Raw genomic sequence first — 21,628 nt, 5'->3', positions numbered from 1 at the left:
GGGAGACAATGTATTTTTTCTTGGGCATCACACACACCAGATTGATTTGGGTGTTTATAGATTATCGTGTTTTTGTATCCCTCAACTCAAAATTGACAGACTACTACAGAATTTCTTGGTCGTTAGGATTGAATAAAAGCGATTGTGGCGAGATAAACTTGGATTGTCATCATCAGCACGGACAATTTTGAAGAAGGGAAAAGGCAAAAGAATGACAATACTAACTGCGATCGAAAGCATCAACCAACTTTTCTTCTTCGGTATTATATGTCGTGCTGGCATATTTCGACTTCCTGGCTCTCTATGAAATGATTAAATCATGAAGTTTAAATCATTAGTATGAGCATAATAATTCTCAATATTGGTTTACTCAATGCCTGTAACTAATATCAATTTCCTTTAAGATTGCTGCACTTAGAAGGCGGTAAGCCGAACACTTACAAGAGGGAACAGGGAATAGATAACAGGGAACAGAGTTTATGCAAAAAACTTGGGTTTACAGCCAATTTGTAAACCTGATTTTATCCTACTAGATCAAGCTATTAATTCTTTTTGCTGTTTGTATAATTCCTTAAACAAACGTTGCTGGACTTTATGATCGACAATTGGTTCGGGATAACCAACAGCCTGACGCTCCAAAGGTGTAATATTACCGGTTAGCAAACATCTCGTGTCGAAAGATCTTAACTCGGGAACCCATTGGCGAATATATTCACCTTCCGGATCGAATTTTTGAGCTTGGGAAGCCGGATTAAAAATCCGCACTGGCTTTGGATCCATCCCACTGGAAGCACTCCACTGCCAACCACCATTATTAGCAGATAAATCCCCATCAATTAATCGTTGCATAAAATATTTTTCTCCCCATTGGGGATTGAGTAGCAAATCTTTAGTCAAAAAACTCGCCACAATCATCCGACAACGGTTATGCATCCATCCCGTTTCATTCAACTGACGCATTGCTGCATCGACAATTGGATAGCCAGTTTTTCCCTCACACCAAGCTTGAAAATATTTTTCATTGCTCTCCCAAGGAAAATTCTTGAAGGTCTTGCGATAAGCACCTGAAGCTAATTCAGGGAAATTGTACATCGCATGTTGATAAAACTCCCGCCAAGCAATTTCTTTTTGCCAAGTTTCAATATTAGCTTTTGTTTCATCGCTTCGACTATTTTCCAAAGCTTCTAATGTTGCTTTCCAAATTGTGCGAATACTAATTACACCAAATTTTAGGGCTGGACTTAGTAATGATGTTCCTGGAACCGCAGGAAAATTTCGTTGTTCTTGATATTCGTTAATCGCACTGTAACAAAACTCTTCCAAAAGTTCTTGGGCTGCGATTTCCCCTGGAGTAATAATTAGTTCTCCTTCCCATTCATACCCTAAATCCTTGGCTGACGGTAATTGTACAGTTCCATTTTGTTGAGCAATTTCCTGTTCAGCTTCTGTCAAATTTTCCAAAGACGCCAAATTTTCTATTTCTTGTGGAGATGCTTTTGGTTTTTTTATCCAATTTTTCCAAAAAGGCGTGTAAACTGTGTAAACTCCACCGGAACCACTACGAATATCTTCCGGTGCGTGCAAGACTTGATCCCAATTTTTATTTTCGGGGTATTCAATACCTTTTTCTTTGAGAGCATTGATTACTGTAATATCTCGTTCTTGGGAATAGGGTTCCACATCCCAATTCCACAACACAGCACGAGCGTTTAATGCTGATGCTAACCTGGGTATTGACTCTGTAGGGTTTCCATAAAGTATTAGTAACTGACTTCCTGCTTGAGTGTATTTTTCTTGTAGCGATCGCAAGCAGCCAATCATATAAGTTATTCTTACAGGAGCAACATCATCTGCTTTAAGAATATTTGGATCCAGACAAAACAAACCGACAACTTTAGAACTTTTAGTGATCGCCTTTGCAAGTCCCGTATTATCAGCAAGACGCAGATCTCGACGATGCCAAAATAAAATTAAGTTAGACATTACTTACATAGTCCTTTTGTACTACATAAGTGACCATCCTACCAAAAAGTTTTACCTCAAACGCGACCAAATTCTAGGAAATTAAATTCTATAACTTTAAATTCTGAGAAAATATAGCAGGAGACAGGAGTCAGGAGCGAAACCTGCTTTATCCTTAATTAACCCCCAAAATGGGGTAATTGGGGGTTTGTGATTCATCTCTTAACTTAAAATCAGAAAGGATACTTTGAGAACATCCTTTGAAAGTTAATTTAAGAGCTTTTAGTCTTTTTGTTCAAAAATTGTTCTACAAGTGCGTTAATTTGTAATCTCAACTCTTCCCGAGTGGAACCTTTGAGTAAATAACGAAAAGCAAACCACACCACATAGCAACCACCAATCAATTCCAAAATTGGTTCTACTAAAGGTATCTCATTTAAAGCCGAGAATACGGCAATTAAGATTTTGACTAATATCGCAACTGTGACGATTAAAACAATAATAACGATGGGAGTCTGAAATTTTTTGTAAGTTTCACCAATACGAGTAGGTATTTCTCCCAAAAAATCTACAAGGTTTTTGGCAATAAACTGCCGTTTGCTGTCAGACTTTTGCTCAGAGCTTGAATCTACAGACTGGGTCACCAAATCAGAGTTCCCAGAAGCTTCAACGATTGAAGTATCCTCTTGTGCTCCTGTATCAGCTGTTTCTGGCTGTTGTGATAGATCTTCCATGATTTTCCCTGCTTTAAAACTGTCGAGATAATTTTTTATTTGTTCATAATTTTTATTAGCATTTTTTTGCTAAATTTTTCATTCTTAACTGGAAATTATTTATATGTCTATCAATACGTGTAGTTAGATGATTTTTAGTTAAATTCAATTGACAGATAATTAATTTTATAGTGTTCATATAATTACAGAAAAAACCCAAATTTCCAAAGAAAACGGGTTTTAACTGTATGTAAAATAGTTGCTTAAGTATTTACTCTAGCAATAGACATGTATCATTGATGCCTAAAAAATAATGTTTTGTAATTTTAACAATTTTTAATTATCTTTTGATTTAATCGAAGCAAATTGTTGATTGTCCTGTTGGTTTACATCTGATCGCAAAAAATGACCGTGCAAACCATAACTTACTAACCCCATATATTCATAAAATACCAGCATTGCTTTTCGACTTTGGACTAGTGCTGATGGAACAGGACTAGAATGTGGAATTACTTCAAACCCAGCACTTTTGAAAGTAAGTATGGAGCGCAGCATATGGGGAGGATCTGTAACTAACAGAATTTGTTTAATTCCCTGATTTTGTAATATTGATGCGGTGAATAAAGCGTTTTCTTTAGTAGTTCGAGAACAATGTTCTTCTGCTAAAGCTTTATCGGGAATTCCTTCTTCTTTGAGTTGTTTGACTATTTCTTTCCCGTCTCCAACCCCGCTAGCAAAAATTAAAGGAGCGCGTCCCATTTCCCAAAGTCTAGCTGCAACTTTAACTCGAGAGTGACGTAATTTTTCTCCCCTACCTAAAATTACGATTGCATCAACTTTATTACCTGGATCGGGTGGGATAAATGAGACTAATCCTTGATTGGCGATCGCAACAGTGAAAGGTAAAGTTGCACTGAGATAAATTACTAATATAATTGTTCCAAAAGTACTCAGTACACGTTTTAGTCGCAGCCTAGGAATGAGCCAGGGTAATAAGATTAAAGCTGATATGAATAAAATTACTAAGCTTGGGGTCATGAGTAATTTTGCCATCATCGATTTGATAGCTAGCCACTGATTAATCGGACGATTAATACATAATAATTGATTAAACATTGAGGTTAACTTATCAAATTAATAGTTATCAAATTAATAGTTACCAAACAAATACTTATCAAAGTGATAGTAATCGTAAATAATTCACGAACATAAAATCTGTAAAAGAAAAGTTTCGAGGCAAAAAATCCCCAAAAGCATTAATAGAAATAACTAACAGCACTATTAGAATTTCTCTACAAAAGATATATTCAAAAATCAAATACGATTCCTAGATTATTTATCTACGATTCTAAAATAAGCTTTAAATCTATGTAGTTTTGTTGCGACTACTACTATTGACAAAATCATTTAAAATTCTAAATCTAAAATTTAAGATTCAAATCTACAATTTAATCGTAATCATCTAAAAAGTTTCGTGAATAACAGTTTATATAGATAGTAAAATATAGCTATTGACAGGAAACTCATATAATATATAGTTCTTCAAAATTAAAATTTTTTCAGAAACCGAGGTAATTGATGGCAATTCTTAAACTAGAAGATGGAACCTCCTATACAGATTTGCAGGTAATAACTAATGAGTTAGCATCTCTGAGTGTGACACTTAATTATTGGAGTGTAGGAGACGAACCACATTTACGAGAGTTACTCGCAAAAGATAGTCTTACTGAAGATGAAAAGGAAGTTGTACTCCAAGGGTTAGATAATTATTTTGAACAACTCAAACAAACTGAAGGTTATCAATCTCGAGATTTAATTGCTTTACATCCAGGTATACCCAATTTAGATAATTTGTTATCTAAATTTGAGCGAATACATACCCATGCAGACAATGAGGTTCGTTATATCATTGATGGGGAAGGGATTTTTGGGTTTGTGCGTCCAGATGGAAGCCAGGTTGAGTTAACTATCCAACCAGAAGAATATATTAATGTTCCAGCAGGAACCGAACATTGGTTTTATTTGACACCAAACCGTCGGATCAAAGCAATACGCTATTTCAGCAATACAGAAGGTTGGGTTCCAGAATATACAGGTACTGAAATTCGCTTTAGTCGGAATCAATTGACAGTGAACAGTTAACCATTATATAGCGAACATATCATTGATACCTGTTAGCGAGGCGTGCGCGTTAGCGCATTAACTGAACAAAAGTGGATCGAATAATTTTTTGCGATTTTGATGGGACAATTACTGTTGAAGAAACATTTGTCGCAATACTGAAAAAGTTTTCTCCTAAAGTTTCTGGAGAACTAATACCCCAAATGTACGCCAGAAAATTAACTTTGCGGGAAGGAGTACGACAAATTCTCGAATCTATTCCATCTTCATGCTATGCCGAAATCCTAGATTTTAGCCGAAATCAAAAAATACGTCCGGGTTTTGAAGCATTCTTAGATTTTCTCGAAGCTGAATCTGTCCCATTGGTTGTAGTTTCTGGAGGAATTCAAGGAATGGTAGAAACGGTTATGGGTGAATTGGTCAATCGAGTTCAAGGAATTCATGCTATCGACGTGAATACCACAAGCGAATATTTGCAGGTGTTTTCGGAATTTGAAGGGGGAACAGAATTAGTTGCAAAAGTACAGGTGATGGATCGGTACCCATGTGATGAGAAAATAGCAATTGGTGATTCCTTAACCGATCTCAATATGGCGCTACAGACACCAATGGTTTTTGCACGGGATCGTCTTGCTACATATCTAGACGAACAGGAAAAAAGTTATATTCCCTGGAATGACTTTTTTGAAATCCGCGATTATCTAAAAAAATTGTGGAATTAGATTCAACTACCCCAACTAACGCGACGATTTTAGTTGGGGTGGGACTAGTGGAAAACCATTGAATATTTTTCTATGACCAATACAAGTTTTATCGATCCTCGTCCAGAGTTAATCGCAGCAGCAAGTCACTTTTATCAACAAGGTTGGATGGTTGGTACTGCGGGTAACCTTTCCTGTCGGATACCTGATGGTAGCTTTTGGATTACAGCTAGTGGTAGATCTAAAGGTGAATTACAATTAGGCGATTTTATTCGTATGTATCCGGATGGAAGAATAGAACGAGAAGAATCTACTAATAACTTGAAACCTTCAGCGGAAACTTCCATTCACCAAAGTATTTATAATTCATTCCCCGATGCGATCGCTTGCTATCACGTTCATTCCGTGGAAGCAAATTTAGTTTCTGGATTTACTAATTCAGATAATCTATCACTACCACCTCTGGAAATGTTAAAAGGATTGGGAGTATGGGAAGAAAATCCTAATTGTGAAATACCAGTATTTACCAATCATCTCCAAGTACCGCAAATTGCAGCAGAAATAGAAGAGCGCTTTAGTAAAACATTTCCACAAATACCAGCTTTACTAATTCGGAATCATGGTATCACAGTTTGGGGAAAATCAACTACGGATGCTCGTAATTATATAGAGTTAGTCGAATATATTTTTCGTTATATGGTTGCACATAAAAAATAAGCTAACGAAAAGGTTACTAGTATAGCGAACCACAGGATCTTTCACTCACAATCTGAGATTAATACTTTCTTTATAGCACTACGAAGTTACGTTAGGACATGTATTAACCCTAAAAGCCATAAGTATTAGGCTTTTTACTTTTTACTTTTTACTTGCGCGTAGCGCTATATATGATGTCTAAAGCACCTTTCTGCACACTCTTAAGATATGTTTAAAGTATCAATTATTACTGAACATTGTTATTCAGATATATTTTTTAAGTGTATTTAGGGAAGATTAAATATTTTAAGTAACTAATATAACTTTTAAAACATTATTTTAGGATAACTAGTATCAAGTGTTTAAGTACTAGATAGCTTCTGTCTGTACTAAATATTGTTAACAGAAGGATACTTGCGACATAAAATTATATCACGTAAATTTTCATTAATTTCGAGTGTAATTTAATACTTTTTAGTATCATCATTTTATCTAAAGATTATTGTATTAAAAAAATACTGAAAATGCCTCTTGCAAAACGTTGTTTAGCTGAATTAATTGGTACTTTTTGGCTGGTATTTGGTGGTTGCGGTAGTGCAGTACTCGCAGCTGCTTTTACTGCGGACGCAGCCAAAATTAGTGAAAGTACTTCTTATCCTTTAGGGATAGGATTAGTTGGTGTATCTTTGGCGTTTGGATTGACTGTAATGACAATGGCTTATGCTATCGGTCATATTTCTGGTTGTCATCTCAATCCCGCTGTTTCTATCGGTTTAGCAACAGCAAAACGTTTCCCTGCAAGGGAACTACCTGGTTATATTGTTTCCCAAGTTTTGGGAGGGATATTGGCTGCAGGTCTTTTATTTGTAATTGCTAGTGGGAAATCAGGGTTTGAATTAACTGGTTCTAACCCTCTTGCAACCAATGGTTTTGGTCCCGAACATTCTCCTGGAGCTTATTCACTACTTGCTTGCTTTCTTGCTGAATTAGTGTTGACTTTTATGTTTCTCTTAATTATCTTGGGAGCTACTGATAGTCGTGCACCTCAAGGTTTTGCTCCTGTTGCAATTGGCTTGGGATTAACTTTGATTCATTTAATTAGCATTCCCCTAACTAATACTTCCGTCAACCCTGCACGTAGCTTAGGTCCTGCTGTATTTGTTGGTGGTTGGGCGATGCAGCAAGTTTGGCTATTTTGGTTAGCACCTATATTGGGTGCATTTTTAGCAGGATTATTCTACTGTTACATTTTTGAGATTTCTCCACGGGAAAGAAATTTCTCAAAAGCACAAGGTCAGTAAACTTTTAAGTTATAAGACTTTAGCTTATTGAGAATCATCACATTTTTGTTGCTTTAACCCGTACTTAAACTTAAAAATTGTGCCTATAACTGCGCTAGTTACGGGTCGGCTCCTATAAACTTTACTAAGATAATATTTTCTGTTCCCTATTTAATGTTTCCTATTTTTGATTTCTATTCTCTAGCTTCATATGTAATTTTAAAATGTCTAGATTATTTTGAATAATTCTATTGATTTCTAAATTTTTTCAATAAAATTCTTACTTAACGCTATGCTATGTGCAATAACTGAAACGCACCCCTGTAGGAAGAAGGTCTTTTTAGTTATCAAAATATTTAATGATTTAATATTAAGCAAATGAAGCAATCTGTATAAGCTTTATCTTGCCAGGGATTTATAATCCCTGTCTAATAGCATAAGTCCGTAAAAGGAATATTAGGGTTGCTAATTTCTTCATAGTCTTTTTTATTTCAGATTTATTTCAGAGGACTTGTGCTATCAGAAGGAAGTTTGCAAACGTCGGCGAAACTGTAATAATTACTTTTATTTCAAACTTTTATTTCAATTAGTTTTGCCTTATATTTCAGTATTGAAATAAATCGGTCAAAAGGAATTAATACGAAGTTCTGGTTGTTGCGTTGACGAATTGCGCGAAGCGCTTGACCAAGATTTATTGATTGTTTCCACTTGTCGTTATGACTGTTAACTGTCAACTTTCTTTCTCGCTCATCATATTCTTGAAACGTTGGTCATTAATAATTCCTTCAAAATCTGGATCTGTTGTAACTTCTTGACGATATTTAGGATTGATTTCAATTGCTTTCTTGAGAGAATCTACAGCTAAACTTACCTTATTTTGGAAAGCATAACAAATTGCTTTGTTATAGTAAGCACTGGCATAATTTTCTTCAATTTCTAAAGCTTTATCAAAACTACTCAAAGCTTCTTCATCTCGTTCCAATTGAATTAGAACATAACCCCGTTTATCCCAAGCTTTAGGAGAAGGATTAAGTTCAATTACTTTATCAAATGAAGCCAATGCATCTTCGTAACGTTCTAAAACTTCCGAAGCTAAACCACGATTCATCCAAGCAATACCGTCATCTGCTTGCACTTGAACGGCTTTATCAAAGGATTTAAATGCATCTTCATGACGTTGTAATTTTCCGAGTAAAACTCCTCTGTCAACCCAAGCTTGATGATAATCTTCTTTAACTGCTAATGCTCGATCGAAAGCTTTAATTGCATCTTCATAGCGCTTTAATCTTCCCAAACTCATACCCAAGACAAACCAAACTTTTTCGTTATCCGGTTGAGATTTAACTACTTTTCCAAAGGTAGCGATCGCAGCTTCATATCTCCGCAGTTCCATAAGTGCGAGTCCGCGATGATACCAAATATTGGAATTATCTGGTTGTAATTCCAATACTTTATCGAAGGAAGCGATCGCATCTTCGTAACGTTTCAATTCCCAGATTGCCATACTCCGGGCTTCCCATCCATCTATATTATTGGGTTGAAGTTCTAAAGCTTGATCGTAAGCTGCGATCGCTCCTTCATAGTTTTGTTGTGCAAAAGCTTGATTACCTTGGTCAATAAATTCATTGGGATTTAAAAATAATTGCGGGTTGCTTGCTTGCAACTTTTCTAATGGTTCTGTCAGAGTTTGAATTTTTTGCATTAATTCTGCGACCGCACTTTCGGCGATTTGCGTGGGGGAAATTTCCGCCAATTTTCGCAGAATTTGTTGTTTTTCGCTCTTAGCATCTGATGTTATCAGTTCTAATTGTTCTGCTAAAGCAGTTTCTAGTTTATCCAGTCTTTCTAAGGTTAGATTCTTACGCGCTTGGACTGCACCCAATAAATTATTAAGTTGCTTGTTAGACTCTGTTTCCAACCGTTCCAAACTCTGAATAGTTTTATCTTTCTGGGCTTTAATATTTACTGCAGAACCAGAAACACTGTTCGCAAATTCAGTTTCCAAATTTTGCAAGTTTTGTAATGTTGCATCTCTAAGGGACTGAATTTCTGAGAAGAACGCTGCGATTTGACCCTTAACTTCATTTTCCGATTTTTGCAGATGTTGCAAAGTTTGCTGTCTTTGTTCGTTGACTCCAGACTCAGAATGAGATATGCGAGCGACAACCTCAGTTTCTAAGGTTTGAATATTATTTTGAATTTGCTTGGTTTGTTGTTGAATTTGAGATTGTGCATCTGTTAATTGAGCGGTAATTTCTGTTGCTAGTTGCTCTAAATTTTGTAATGCTAATACTTGTTGTTGTTGGGCTTTATCCCTCGCGTTAGCTTCTAAATCTGCAAGTTGAGGCGCAAATTCATTTTCTAAGTTTTGCAAATTAGTAATAATTTTATCCCTTTCCTCTTGGGCTTTTTCTTTGAGTTGGGAAAGTTGAGAAACAAACTCTGATTCAGTATCGGTGAAACTTTTGAGAACTCCCAATTTTTCAGTTTGTAAATCAGCTTTTAATTGGGAAAGAGCAGTTGAAAATTCATTGGTAGACTGTTGGAAATGCTGCAAAGTAGTATCTTTTTCCCCTTGCATATTTTCCAGTAATAATTCCATTTGTGGTGCAAATTCGGATTCTAATTTATGCAAATTTGCTAAAATCAAATCCTGTTGTGTTTGCACCGATGCTTGCATTTCACTAAGTCGAGTTGCAAAATCTGTTTCCGACTGCTGTAATTCTTCAAATAGATTATCTTTGCGTTGATTGATTTGTGCTTGTAATTCTTCAACTTGAGGAGTCAAATCTGCAGCCAAATGTTGTAAGGAAACCAAGGTCAAATCCCGTTGTGTCTCAGCTCCGGATTGAAGTTCTTTTAATTGATTTGTAAAATCAGTTTCCGATTTTTGTAATTCTTCGACTACCTTATCTTTCTGCTCTTGTAATTCAGTTTCTAGTTCTCCTAAACGTGGAGTAAATTCAGTACTTAATTTTTCTAGGTTTTGAATAATTGATTTACCGCGTTCTTCTGTATTTGTCTGTAATAGAGTAACTTGAGTCGCAAAATCTGTGTCAATTGTTTGCAGTTCTCGTTGAAAGGAACCGATCTGTGTCTTAATCTGGTTTAATGCTTCTTCCTTAGATTCAGACAACAGCGCAACTATCTCCGATAATTTTTCTCGCTTGATGTTGATATCTTTTTTTAAACTTTGCGCTTCATCATTTAACTCATCTGCAATGTCTTCTGCTTCACCAACGAGTTCTTCAACTTTTTTATTTGCGCTGACGATTCTAGTTTCTAAATCTTTCAGTTCTTTCAGATGTTCTGTCACAATACTTGCGACTTCTCGCAACACAGCTCGTCTTAAAAATATTAAAGCCGCAACCCCAGCAGCTAATATCAAACCCAAAGTTACCAGTAAAATAATAATAATTGGGTTAATTTGGGCTTCAACTTGTCTTCTTACTTCTTGTCTTTGGACTTCCAATTCTTGGCTGCTTGGAGTCGTTTGCGCAATAATTGTTTGGGAAATTTGGGTTTTATTCCCATTCCCAGAGCTTCCGCTAATTGCAGATGCTCTTTTGATTCCAACAGACATTAAACACGTAGAAAGAAGAATATTGCTGAACGACACCAATAAAAATATCTTGGGAATATAGCGTTTCACAATTCACTTCCTTTATCTGTTGGTTGTAGACGATTACTTTTACAAGTCACCTCCCTAATTTGGGCAATGACCCCATAAAGCATAAGCCATATGGCAAGTAATTGCTTATATTAACTTTAACAATTTTGCTAAATTTCTTGTACTTACATTTTTGTACTTACACAACTTACCCAAATTGACATGCTAAGCGCTGTATCTCACTCTTGTAAACTGAAATATACCTGCATCAGTGGGAAAAGTGTATTTCATGTCCGACACCCTATAGCTAAAGTCTACATTCGCGAAAAATATTTGTAAAACTTGTGAACAATCGCAACCAATCTATTAATCCTTGGGTTATTTGTCCCAAACCCAATCCTCATGCGCGAGTACGATTATTTTGTTTTCACTACGCAGGAGGTGGAACTCTAAGTTTTCGCAATTGGGCTGATGATTTATTTCCTGGAATTGAGGTATACCTAATTCAATTACCCGGACGTGAAAGACGACTGATGGAAAGTGCTTTCACCAGAATTGAACCCTTAGTTAAAGAGCTAAAACAGGCGATTATTCCTTATCTCGAGCAACCTTTTGCTTTATTGGGATATAGTATGGGTGCTTTGCTCGCATTTGAACTAGCTCGTAGTTTGCGTCGCGATCGTCGCAAAATATCTCCCGAGCACCTATTTGTTTGTGCTCGTCGCGCACCTCAAATTCCTGCAACAAAAAAACCAATCCATAAATTATCAGATCCAGAATTTTTGCAAGAATTACGTCGTTTGGGTGGTACTCCTGACGAAATACTTGCAAACAAGGAACTAATGGAATTGTTTATCCCAACATTACGGGCAGACTTTGCAGTTCTTGAAACTTATAATTACTATGATGAACCACCTTTAAACTTTCCAATTACTGCATTTGGTGGGTCAGAAGATACAGAAGCTAGTCGCGAAGAATTAGCAGCTTGGAGTTTACAAACTGGTGCTGATTTTAATTTACATATTTTACCAGGCGACCATTTTTTTCTAAATTCTACACGTTCTGGATTGCTGGGAATTGTTGATAGGATATGTCGTCAGATAAATGTTTAGATGCTATTGAGTAAAATTGGCACGTTGAGCTTGTTGCCATCGGGTTTCCAGATTAGCAAGAACAGCATGAGAATTGCGTTGTGTTTTGAATCCCAATAGCATAAAGAGATTTTACACCAATTTCAACGACGCGCCCTGACGGACGAACAGCATCATGTATTTATGGGCTGAGCATTTGTAAGCAAATATGATTATGTGTTAGTAAACCCAATACTGTTAATTAAGCTCTTCACAATGACGTAACTAGGTCAACCGCGCCTAAGTCCTAACCAATTACCCATTACCAATTATCAATTACCCATCAAAATAAAAGCTAAAATAACAACGACATTGCTGTAAAAGGTTAAAATACAGTGAATTTCGCCCCACTTCCTAAATTATCAATTCCCGCACCCCTCATAGGGGCTGAAAAAGGTAGCTTTACTGAATTTACTGTAACTCAACGCATGCCGGATATCGCCCGTCGAGTTATTAAAGAAAATAATTTCCCTAGCGATATTAACGACAGATTAGAGTGTTTAGCCAACGAACTGGTTTCAGGATACGTACAACCTTTACAAGATGACACCGGTACTGATGTTTCAAACTGGGAAAAATATTTAGAACCCTATCAAGGACAAAAGTGGATCGACATTCCTTGGTTTGTTGCTGAAACATATTTTTATCGATTGATTCTTAACATTACCAATTACTTCAACCCCGGACAATGGAAAGCTGTAGATCCATTTGCATTGCAGAAAGAACGGGGTTTAGAATCATCTTTAGATGCGATCGCAACTTTATGTGGTCAAGTTGAGAAATGGTTAGACAGTTCCATTGAAACTGGAAAATCTGCAGAATTATCCCATCATCAAGCTTTAATTGCACTTTTATATTTTGACTTATGGGGAAATCGGGTTGACTTAAGCTTATGGTCAGCACTGGGAGATGAAAATCGTGCTGAGTTTGATATTGACAGTCAGCAAGCTCACATATTAGTAGATGATTCTGAGCAAGTAGCGAATCTGATAATCAAACTTCAATCCGGACAGGTTGATTTCATCGTAGATAATGCTGGTTTTGAGCTAATTTGCGACTTATGTTTGGTAGATTTTATTTTATCTAGCGGTTTAGTTTCCCAAGTTAAACTACATCTGAAACCACATCCCACATTTGTTTCTGACGCAACTATTAAAGATGTCCATCACACCATAGATTTTCTTGCTAATTCCAACAAAAGCGAAATAGCATCTTCAGGTAAACGCTTACAAACACATCTTGCTTCGGGAAAACTTATTCTCACTGACGATTACTTTTGGACATCCCCATTAGCTGCTTGGGAAATACCAGATCCACTCAAAAATAAATTAGGTGAAGCAGGTTTAATTGTAGTTAAGGGAGATGCTAACTATCGGCGTTTATTAGGAGATAGACACTGGGATTACAGTACTAAAGTTGCAGATATAGTTTGTTATTTACCCAGTCCGATGGTTGCGCTACGTACCCTCAAATCTGAAGTTGCTGCAGGTATACCAACTGATGTGATCGCAAAACTGAATCAAACCGATCCTAATTGGTTAACTAATGGACAATGGGGCGTAGTTCAATTGGTAATGGGTAATGGGTAAAAGCCCGCGCCTTACGGCGTTAGCGGAGTGTGACACGACAGTGTCATTGTGGTAATGGGTAATATCATGTCCGCTTAATTACTTATAAAAAAATATGTTTGTTTGTAGTAGCGCTTTGGCACCATAGTAAATATATTGGCGCTCAAGCGCTACTACGAACCTTATCGCAAGTGTTTTACCGGACATGATATTAAAGACTTACTCAGGCAACAATTACAAGCATTTTATTACGTTATAATTCCTCCAGAGTATTTAGTAAAAAATACTTAGTATTACCAACACTAAATAAAAACGTAAAAGAATTATTGATGTTTGAAAGTACCTGGGATGCTATTTCAATTTACTCATGTAATCTTTATATACCTTTACATTATTTTTAGATTAATTACTATGTATCATATTTAAGTAATTAATTTGTAAGATACGTGATGTAATTATTTTAGTTATAAGACATTAATTTGCAATGCCTATAAGATTTGTAGATTATTTTCTATATTAGGTTTCTAATTGCTGAACTACTAAATAACTGGTAATTTAAACTACTTTTATACATATTTATATTTGATATATCCACAGAATTTATCATGACAAGAGCAATGTATATTTGTTAAGAATAGTAACGATAAATCATAACAAATCAAGGATTAAACCTGATGTCCAAAGAGAGCTTGAAACAAGAGCGTCATAATGTTGTTGTTGTAGGTGGTGGTTTTGGGGGGTTATACGCAGCTAAAAATTTGGGAAGGGAGAATAATGTAGACGTCACCTTAATAGATAAGCGTAATTTCCACCTATTTCAACCACTCTTATATCAAGTTGCAACAGGTACTCTTTCTCCTGCGGATATATCTTCACCTCTGCGTTCCGTATTAAATAAAAGCAAAAACACCAAAGTTTTATTGGGAGAAGTAACAGATATAGTTCCCGAAGAACAACAGGTGTTAATGGGTGATGAAAAAATACCCTACGACACATTGATTGTCGCAACAGGTGCAAAACATTCTTATTTCGGTAAAGACCATTGGGAAACGTCCGCACCGGGTTTAAAAACGGTAGAAGATGCAATCGAGATGCGTCGTCGAATTTTTACTGCATTTGAAGCTGCGGAAAAGGAAACCGATCCGGAAAAACGCCGTGCGTGGTTGAATTTTGTGATTGTCGGTGGTGGTCCCACAGGTGTAGAGCTAGCAGGTGCGATCGCGGAATTAGCTTACCATACGATGAAAAATGATTTCCGCAATTTCGATACTTCAGAAGCACAAGTTCTGTTATTAGAAGGTTTAGACAGAATATTACCGCCATTTGCACCGGAATTATCTGCAGAAGCAGAAGCATCTTTAAAAGGCTTGGGTGTAACGGTACAAACTAAAACATTAGTTACTAATATTGAAGATGATATTATCACTCTTAAACAGGGTAATGCTAATACAGGTGATGAATTTGAACAAATAACTGCTAAAACTGTATTGTGGGCTGCAGGGGTTAAAGCTTCTGCAATGGGAAAGGTTTTAGCTGAAAGAACAGGTGTGGAATGCGATCGCGCTGGTAGGGTAATTGTTGAACCAGATTTAAGTATCAAAGGACATCCAAATATTTTTGCGATCGGTGACTTGGGACATTTTGCACATCAAAACGACCGTCCCCTACCTGGTGTCGCTCCAGTTGCAATGCAGCAAGGTAAATATGTTGCTTCTTTAATTAAGCGAAGATTGAAGAATCAAACATTACAGTCATTTTACTATGTAGATCGAGGAAGCTTAGCAGTCATTGGGCAAAATGCTGCGGTTGTTGATTTACTATTCATCAAACTTAAAGGTTTCTTTGCTTGGTTGTTCTGGTTGTTAATTCACATTCACTTCTTAATCGAGTTTGATAACAAATTAGTAGTGATGATTCAGTGGGTTTGGAACTACTTCACTAGTAATCGTGGTGCAAGATTGATTACAGGTAAAGAACTCGAACCAATTGGTGGTGATGCTGATATTAATAGTGGTTACTACCAAACACCGAAAAAACGTCAGACTGCGAGCGCTTAAGATTTTCTGTTATTGTCACTTTGAGTCAATAGCAGATTGATGTGAAATATAATTAATTATTTGTAAATCAAGCTGAATCGAAATAATCTGGTGTGTTACCACAAAGTGTAATGCACCTAATTTTTTATATTTTATCTGTTAATTAATTAACTTCTGATTTCAGATTAATCAGAATCAAGCAGAGATTTTATGAGATGGAATACTAACAATAAATGTGCTTCCCACATCTTCCTTACTCACAACATTAATTTCTCCACCATGGAGGTCCACATATTGCTTGACTATTGATAAACCCAAACCCGTTCCTGGAATATTTCCCACATTACGAGCGCGATGGAAAGAAGTAAATAAATTGTCTTGGTCTGCTTCAGGAATCCCTATTCCTTCATCCTGGATTCTGAAGATTACCTCTTTCTCCAGATAGAATAAGTCAAAGCGTATAATTCCACCTTGAGGTGAATATTTAATTGCATTTGTCAGTAGATTGGTCAATATATGACGTAGTAGTTTTCGATCCAAACAAGGTAAATTGCTTGTTATGGTTGGAAGCGAAGAATCTGAATCGAAAGTCAACCTCTCCGAATACTCACGTTCATCTTTTATTGAAAAGATAATTTTATGTATATTGCTAGTCCCTAGTTTTAATTCTGCAATTAGTTCTTCACAAAAATTATGTAAGTCTAATGGTTGTGGATTAAAATTTACTTTTGGTGCTTCTGCTGTCTCAATATTTAAAACATCATTTAATATTTGTGAAAGGTGTTTTACAGCATTTTGGATGTGAATCAAATATTCATTTTTCTTCTTTTCATTCAACTTACTACTATGATGAATTAAAATTTCAGTAGAAGTAAAAATAGTACTTAAAGGATTGCGAAACTCGTGACTAACCATCGATACAAAACGGGATTTTACTTCACGCATTTCTTTCTCTCTCAATAAAGCTTCCTGCATAATTGCTTCAGTTCGATGCTTATTAATAGCTATTTCAATAGTTGTAATTAACTGGGTTTCTTCAAAAGGCTTTAATATATATCCAAAAGGCTGAGTATTTTTGGCTTTTTTGAGGGTGTATTCATCAGAATATGCTGTCAAAAAAATAATCGGAATATTTAAGCGGTTAATAATTTCTTCAGCAGCTTCGATCCCATTTTTCTTACCCTTCAGCATAATATCCATTAAAATTAAATCTGGATTTAGTTCTTCTGCTGCTTGGATAGCTTTTTCTCCATCAGCAGTAATTCCTGGTACCTCATAACCAAATTTCTCGAGACAGTCTTTAATATCGCAGGCTATAATTCTTTCATCTTCAACAATTAGAATACTTTCTTTCATTTCCCCCTCCTAGGACTGCTCAAAGAATATAATTTCAAATGAAGTTCCAGATTTAACCTCACAAGTAATTGAACCTTCTATTTGTTCAACTAAATTCCATACTAATTGCAATCCAATTGTTCGCTCTTGATGCAAATAGTCTCGGTTTATCCCAATACCATTATCACTAATTTTTAATAAATACTTATCATCCCCTAAAGTTGTAAAAATAATTTTGATATTACTATCATTATATTTGGGAAATGCATGCTTAATTGAGTTTGATACTAATTCATTGACAATTAAACCGCATATAATAGATGTATCTATTTTTAAGTAAATTTCTTCGATTTCTAATTTTATTTTAATTAGACCACTAGCTCGATAAGAAAGAATTAAATTGTTAGTTAAATTATTAATATAATCGCAGATTTTTATTTTAGCAAATTCAGTAGACTGGTATAGTTTTTCATGAATCATTGCCATCGCACGAACTCGATTTTGGCTATCTCTAAATATATCTAATATTTCTGGCTCTTGAATTTTTCTTACTTGTAAACTTAGTAAACTAGAAATAATTTGTAAATTATTTTTGACTCGGTGGTGAATTTCTTTTAATAAAATATTTTTCTCTTTCAAAGATATTTTCAGTTTATCTTCAATTTGCTTATTAATACTAATATCCGTGTTAGAACCAGCAATATAACAAGCTTTTTGCTCGTCATCTTTAATAAGATTTCCACGGGCTAAAAACCATAAATAATCACCACTTTTATGACGCATCCGGTGTTGAACTTCATATTTAGATTTTGTCCCTTGTAAATAAGCATTTAACTCTAACTTTACTAATTCCAGGTCTTCGGGATGAATTAAATTTAACCAATCATTAAAACAATCAGATACTTCATATTCGTTATATCCCAAAATTTTTTTGAGATTTGGATCAATATAAATTTGATTGTTTTGAATATTCAATTCCCAAATCCCAACTTTCCCTGCATTAATAGCACGCGCATACCTTTCTTCGCTTACTATTAGCGCTTGCTCAACATGCTTGCGATTTATAATATTACCTAACATCTCTCCAAGCATTCTTAGTAAAATTAGACTTTCTTCAGTCCAATTTTGCATATAAGTAATAGATGCAAATACTAAACCCCCAATTAAATTTCCACTACAAATAATTGGAAGAATAATCAATGATTGAATATTCCCGATATTTAATTCACTAATACTTATATTTCTAAGTGTAATTAAGTTTTTTACATCATGAATATGAATTATTTCAAACTTAGATAATTTGTTAATTACATAAGAAGAAAAGATTAAGTCAGTATCTGCTTGTTGAAGCATTAAATTTATTTTCTTCTCAGAATACCATTCATAGGCAAGAGCGATTTGATTTTTGTTTTCACCAAATAAACATATACTACTGCAATCTACATTAATAAATTTACAGATAGACTTTAGACTTCTTTTAATTCCAGCATCAATTTCATTCGGTGCCAGATTAATAAAATTAGTAGATATATTAGTGATTAATTTTTCAAATTCAACTCTATATATTAACTCTTCTTCAATACGTTCTCGTTCAATTATTTCTCTAAATAAAAGTTCATTGGTTTTTTTTAATTCTTTAGTTCTTTCTTCGACCCTAATCTCTAACTCATTTTTCGCATTTTGTAAAGCTTTTTCTACTATTTTACGTTCAGTAATATCACGGATAATCACTATAATATGATGCTGAATAGAAGGTAGTAATCTAGCTTCAAAACTTTTATAATCTCCGGCTATATATAATGAATATTCTATGGTAAAAGGAGATTGAATTTTATGAATATGACAAATAGCTTCTTTGAATTTACAAGCTATATGCTCGGGAAAAATTTCTTGTATTTTCTGACTTACAAAACATTCCGGAGGTAAATATGAGTGACATGATTCTCGTGCATGACAACTAAGAATAGTCCCATCGGTTTGTAAACGTAGATATATATCTGGGAAAGCTTGAAATAATTCTTGTAATTCTGAAGTAGTTTGCAGCAACTGTGCTTCTGTTGCGATGCGATCGCACATTGCTCTTTGTAAGAGTTTATTTGTTTTCTCTAATTCTTGTGTTCGCTCTAATTCTTGTGTTCGCTCTAATTCTTGTGTTCGCTCTAAAAATTGAATTTCTTGTTCTTGTATTTCTTTATTTGAAATATTTTCGGCTGTTGGTAATCTTAAAACACAATCTTTCTCACCTTTACTGTGATTTTTAGCTTGTAACTCTTGTTCGATTGATAGTATTTGTGCTTCAAGTTGTTTGGCAATATTTTCTGAAGTTACTATTCCTAAAAAAATCGTAGAATCATCAATTACTGGTAAATAATCGATTCCATATTTTTGCATAATTGAAAAAGCCAATCTTGGATCATAATTACCTGTTAAATTAGTAACAGGATAATTCATTAATTTACCAGCATCTATATTTTTCCAATTGTGCTCTGAAACTATTGATTTGATAATGTCTTGATAATTAAAAAATCCTATTAATGTTGATTTTTCTACAACACATATACAATCAATAAATCGATTATTTACATCTCTATCTATGTTTTGAAATGCTTGCTGATTTATGATATTGATAACTTCTATTAAAGGAGTGTTATGAGAGACTGTGATTATGTTTTTTGTTGGTACATAATTTAACATTAACATAATATATCAAAAGATAATTTAATGGATATTAATTGAGCATGGTTATGTATAAAAAAACTTATTATCTTAATCTATTAATGCAGATATTTTTAATAGATAATAATTACATATATTGCTAATATATATCATTATTTGATATTTTATGTATCTATAATAAGTCCCAAATCAGTTAGAAAAATGAACAACTTGACGAAAATACAGATAGAAATGGAAATTAATCTAATGAAAACTAAGATTTCAATAGCTAGATTAGGTCAAAATTTACGAAATGACCTCCTAGTTAATACTTAAAATAATAGTGATTTTTGGAGTAATCTTTTTAAAGTATTATTTGAAATAATAGACATCTCCAGAAATGAGATATCACCCCTGACTACACAAGGCTTTTATATTCTTTTTCGGAGATGTCCAATATATTCTCTACTTGATTTCTTGTACTAAATATTTAGATAAGTGACATCTTGCTAGATAAGAATTACCATATTAGGCATAATAGCTACAGTATGTTCTAAGACTTACGCAAAATTTACGCGATTGCATTATTAAGCTATGGCTCAATGTGAATTCTGCACCCATTGACCACAGTAATTGATAAATTTGTTCCAGTAAGTCCCGATATCCAATTTTTAGCGTTAATAAAACCATTAAAATCCAGCTATTATGCTGTTTTTGTCCTAAAAATGCCTAAAATAAAATATTTTCCTAAAAAATCATAACTTTTGAGACTTTAAGAGGGAAAAATAAGAATCAGTATATCTATCATCAAATTTTTCCATCTCATTTATGACTTACTGTCTCAGAATTGCCGACATGGTAGAAAATGAGCGTCCGCGCGAACGTTTATTAGCTCATGGCGCAAAAGTTTTAGCGACTGCTGAATTAATTGCAATTCTGTTGGGAACAGGTCAAGGAGCAGGTAAACTTTCTGCAGTGGGTTTAGGGCAATATATTCTACAAGAACTGGGTCAACATCAACGAGACCCCCTCACAGTACTAAGGGAAGTCAGCGCTGCAGAATTGATGCAGATTAATGGTATTGGTCCTGCAAAAGCAACAGCTATTTTAGCCGCGATCGAGTTAGGAAAAAGAGCATTTCATTCCCGTCCTGGAGAACAAACTCGAATTGAAAGCCCTGCAGTTGCAGCAGCGACCCTAAGCCAAGATTTGATGTGGCAAACACAAGAACGTTTTGCTGTTTTGCTCTTAGATACTAAAAATCGTTTGCTAGGAACACAGGTTATCACTATTGGTACGGCGACAGAAACTTTAGCTCCGCCCAGAGAAATATTCCGAGAGGTTATTCGTCAAGGAGCAACAAAACTGATCGTTGCACATAATCATCCTTCTGGAAATGTAGAGCCTAGCCCAGAAGATATAGAATTAACTCGTCAATTATTGAGTGGAGCCCTATTGCTAGGGATACCCTTGTTAGATCATTTAATTTTGGGTGATGGTAACTACCAAAGTTTGCGGGAAATCACAAGTTTATGGGAGGAGCATCCCCAAGGTGATTGAATTCTAGGTTTAAAATACTATGCGAATCAAATAAAAACGCTATGTATCGTATGTGCTAATGAGTGAGCTTATACCTCAAAAAATACTGCTACATGTCAATACTGGGAATCTATTACATATTACCTATTACCTTTTCCCTGTTCCCTCTCATAAATAGACCCGTCCAAAATATTAATACAGGTATAAAAAAATGGTAGAAAGGAAAATTAGTACTCTACCATTTTGATTAAAATGTCGATTGTCTTCGATTATATTCAAAAA

General features: G+C 35.0%; 15 protein-coding genes. 8 read left to right on the top strand and 7 right to left on the bottom strand.

Going from position 1 to position 21,628, the window contains the following annotated elements; all coding sequences use genetic code 11:
• Positions 1–81: 81 nt before the first annotated feature.
• The 4 genes from QNJ50_RS22930 to QNJ50_RS22915 all read right to left on the bottom strand — a co-directional run bounded on the left by QNJ50_RS22930 (position 82) and on the right by QNJ50_RS22915 (position 3,791).
• Positions 82–282, bottom strand: a complete 201-nt coding sequence (locus QNJ50_RS22930) for a hypothetical protein (protein WP_300640027.1) — start codon at positions 280–282, stop codon at positions 82–84.
• A gap of 252 nt (positions 283–534) precedes the next feature.
• Entirely contained in the window at positions 535–1,983 is a 1,449-nt protein-coding gene (locus tag QNJ50_RS22925) for an FAD-binding domain-containing protein (RefSeq protein WP_300640024.1), read from the bottom strand.
• A 251-nt stretch (positions 1,984–2,234) separates the two neighbouring features.
• The gene (locus QNJ50_RS22920; RefSeq protein ID WP_300640021.1) at positions 2,235–2,696 is read right to left on the bottom strand and encodes a CAAD domain-containing protein; all 462 of its coding nucleotides are present in this window, start codon (positions 2,694–2,696) and stop codon (positions 2,235–2,237) included.
• Between the two features lie 315 nt (positions 2,697–3,011).
• Positions 3,012–3,791 carry a YdcF family protein gene (locus tag QNJ50_RS22915; protein WP_300640018.1) on the bottom strand — a complete coding sequence of 260 codons (780 nt, stop codon included), beginning with the start codon at positions 3,789–3,791 and terminating at the stop codon, positions 3,012–3,014.
• Positions 3,792–4,253: 462 nt separating this feature from the next.
• Here QNJ50_RS22915 and QNJ50_RS22910 point away from each other — a divergent pair, with 462 nt between their 5' ends.
• The 4 genes from QNJ50_RS22910 to aqpZ all read left to right on the top strand — a co-directional run bounded on the left by QNJ50_RS22910 (position 4,254) and on the right by aqpZ (position 7,494).
• A complete protein-coding gene (locus QNJ50_RS22910; protein WP_300640015.1) occupies positions 4,254–4,817 on the top strand; it encodes a cupin domain-containing protein in 564 nt (187 codons plus the stop codon).
• A 71-nt stretch (positions 4,818–4,888) separates the two neighbouring features.
• On the top strand, positions 4,889–5,518 hold the full coding sequence (locus QNJ50_RS22905; RefSeq protein WP_300640012.1) for an HAD-IB family phosphatase: 630 nt from the start codon (positions 4,889–4,891) through the stop codon (positions 5,516–5,518).
• Positions 5,519–5,590: 72 nt separating this feature from the next.
• Positions 5,591–6,214 (top strand): methylthioribulose 1-phosphate dehydratase, encoded by a 624-nt coding sequence (gene mtnB, locus QNJ50_RS22900; RefSeq protein WP_300640009.1) that lies wholly within the window; start codon positions 5,591–5,593, stop codon positions 6,212–6,214.
• Between the two features lie 503 nt (positions 6,215–6,717).
• On the top strand, positions 6,718–7,494 hold the full coding sequence (aqpZ, locus tag QNJ50_RS22895) for an aquaporin Z (RefSeq protein WP_300640006.1): 777 nt from the start codon (positions 6,718–6,720) through the stop codon (positions 7,492–7,494).
• A gap of 709 nt (positions 7,495–8,203) precedes the next feature.
• Here aqpZ and QNJ50_RS22890 read toward each other — a convergent pair.
• On the bottom strand, positions 8,204–11,056 hold the full coding sequence (locus tag QNJ50_RS22890; RefSeq protein WP_300640003.1) for a tetratricopeptide repeat protein: 2,853 nt from the start codon (positions 11,054–11,056) through the stop codon (positions 8,204–8,206).
• Positions 11,057–11,427: 371 nt separating this feature from the next.
• Between QNJ50_RS22890 and QNJ50_RS22885 the strand changes: the two genes are divergently transcribed.
• The 3 genes from QNJ50_RS22885 to QNJ50_RS22875 all read left to right on the top strand — a co-directional run bounded on the left by QNJ50_RS22885 (position 11,428) and on the right by QNJ50_RS22875 (position 15,838).
• The gene (locus QNJ50_RS22885) at positions 11,428–12,195 is read left to right on the top strand and encodes a thioesterase II family protein (RefSeq protein ID WP_300640000.1); all 768 of its coding nucleotides are present in this window, start codon (positions 11,428–11,430) and stop codon (positions 12,193–12,195) included.
• A 353-nt stretch (positions 12,196–12,548) separates the two neighbouring features.
• Complete coding sequence (locus QNJ50_RS22880) at positions 12,549–13,802, top strand: damage-control phosphatase ARMT1 family protein (RefSeq protein WP_300639997.1); 1,254 nt, start codon at positions 12,549–12,551, stop codon at positions 13,800–13,802.
• Positions 13,803–14,455: 653 nt separating this feature from the next.
• Positions 14,456–15,838, top strand: a complete 1,383-nt coding sequence (locus QNJ50_RS22875) for an NAD(P)/FAD-dependent oxidoreductase (RefSeq protein ID WP_300639994.1) — start codon at positions 14,456–14,458, stop codon at positions 15,836–15,838.
• A 174-nt stretch (positions 15,839–16,012) separates the two neighbouring features.
• Here QNJ50_RS22875 and QNJ50_RS22870 read toward each other — a convergent pair whose 3' ends face one another.
• Both QNJ50_RS22870 and QNJ50_RS22865 read right to left on the bottom strand, forming a co-directional pair.
• Entirely contained in the window at positions 16,013–17,173 is a 1,161-nt protein-coding gene (locus QNJ50_RS22870; RefSeq protein ID WP_300639991.1) for an ATP-binding protein, read from the bottom strand.
• A gap of 9 nt (positions 17,174–17,182) precedes the next feature.
• Positions 17,183–19,846: a histidine kinase dimerization/phosphoacceptor domain -containing protein gene (locus tag QNJ50_RS22865; RefSeq protein WP_300639988.1), complete on the bottom strand. Its 2,664-nt coding sequence runs from the start codon at positions 19,844–19,846 to the stop codon at positions 17,183–17,185.
• Positions 19,847–20,635: 789 nt separating this feature from the next.
• Here QNJ50_RS22865 and radC point away from each other — a divergent pair.
• Entirely contained in the window at positions 20,636–21,367 is a 732-nt protein-coding gene (radC, locus tag QNJ50_RS22860; RefSeq protein ID WP_300639985.1) for a DNA repair protein RadC, read from the top strand.
• Positions 21,368–21,628 lie beyond the last annotated feature (261 nt).

This window comes from Mastigocoleus sp. MO_188.B34 (assembly GCF_030065675.1).
Taxonomy (GTDB): domain Bacteria; phylum Cyanobacteriota; class Cyanobacteriia; order Cyanobacteriales; family Nostocaceae; genus Mastigocoleus.
This window is presented reverse-complemented; position numbering and strand designations above follow the sequence as displayed.

Excerpts from the sequence above, each read along its gene's own strand:
- QNJ50_RS22915 (WP_300640018.1), bottom strand. The coding sequence starts at position 3,791 with ATGTTTAATCAATTATTATGTATTAATCGTCCGATTAATCAGTGGCTA.
- QNJ50_RS22890 (WP_300640003.1), bottom strand. The coding sequence starts at position 11,056 with ATGTCTGTTGGAATCAAAAGAGCATCTGCAATTAGCGGAAGCTCTGGG.
- QNJ50_RS22910 (WP_300640015.1), top strand. The coding sequence starts at position 4,254 with ATGGCAATTCTTAAACTAGAAGATGGAACCTCCTATACAGATTTGCAG.
- QNJ50_RS22920 (WP_300640021.1), bottom strand. The coding sequence starts at position 2,696 with ATGGAAGATCTATCACAACAGCCAGAAACAGCTGATACAGGAGCACAA.
- QNJ50_RS22875 (WP_300639994.1), top strand. The coding sequence starts at position 14,456 with ATGTCCAAAGAGAGCTTGAAACAAGAGCGTCATAATGTTGTTGTTGTA.
- QNJ50_RS22930 (WP_300640027.1), bottom strand. The coding sequence starts at position 282 with ATGCCAGCACGACATATAATACCGAAGAAGAAAAGTTGGTTGATGCTT.
- mtnB (WP_300640009.1), top strand. The coding sequence starts at position 5,591 with ATGACCAATACAAGTTTTATCGATCCTCGTCCAGAGTTAATCGCAGCA.
- QNJ50_RS22865 (WP_300639988.1), bottom strand. The coding sequence starts at position 19,846 with ATGTTAAATTATGTACCAACAAAAAACATAATCACAGTCTCTCATAAC.
- QNJ50_RS22925 (WP_300640024.1), bottom strand. The coding sequence starts at position 1,983 with ATGTCTAACTTAATTTTATTTTGGCATCGTCGAGATCTGCGTCTTGCT.
- QNJ50_RS22870 (WP_300639991.1), bottom strand. The coding sequence starts at position 17,173 with ATGAAAGAAAGTATTCTAATTGTTGAAGATGAAAGAATTATAGCCTGC.
- aqpZ (WP_300640006.1), top strand. The coding sequence starts at position 6,718 with ATGCCTCTTGCAAAACGTTGTTTAGCTGAATTAATTGGTACTTTTTGG.
- radC (WP_300639985.1), top strand. The coding sequence starts at position 20,636 with ATGACTTACTGTCTCAGAATTGCCGACATGGTAGAAAATGAGCGTCCG.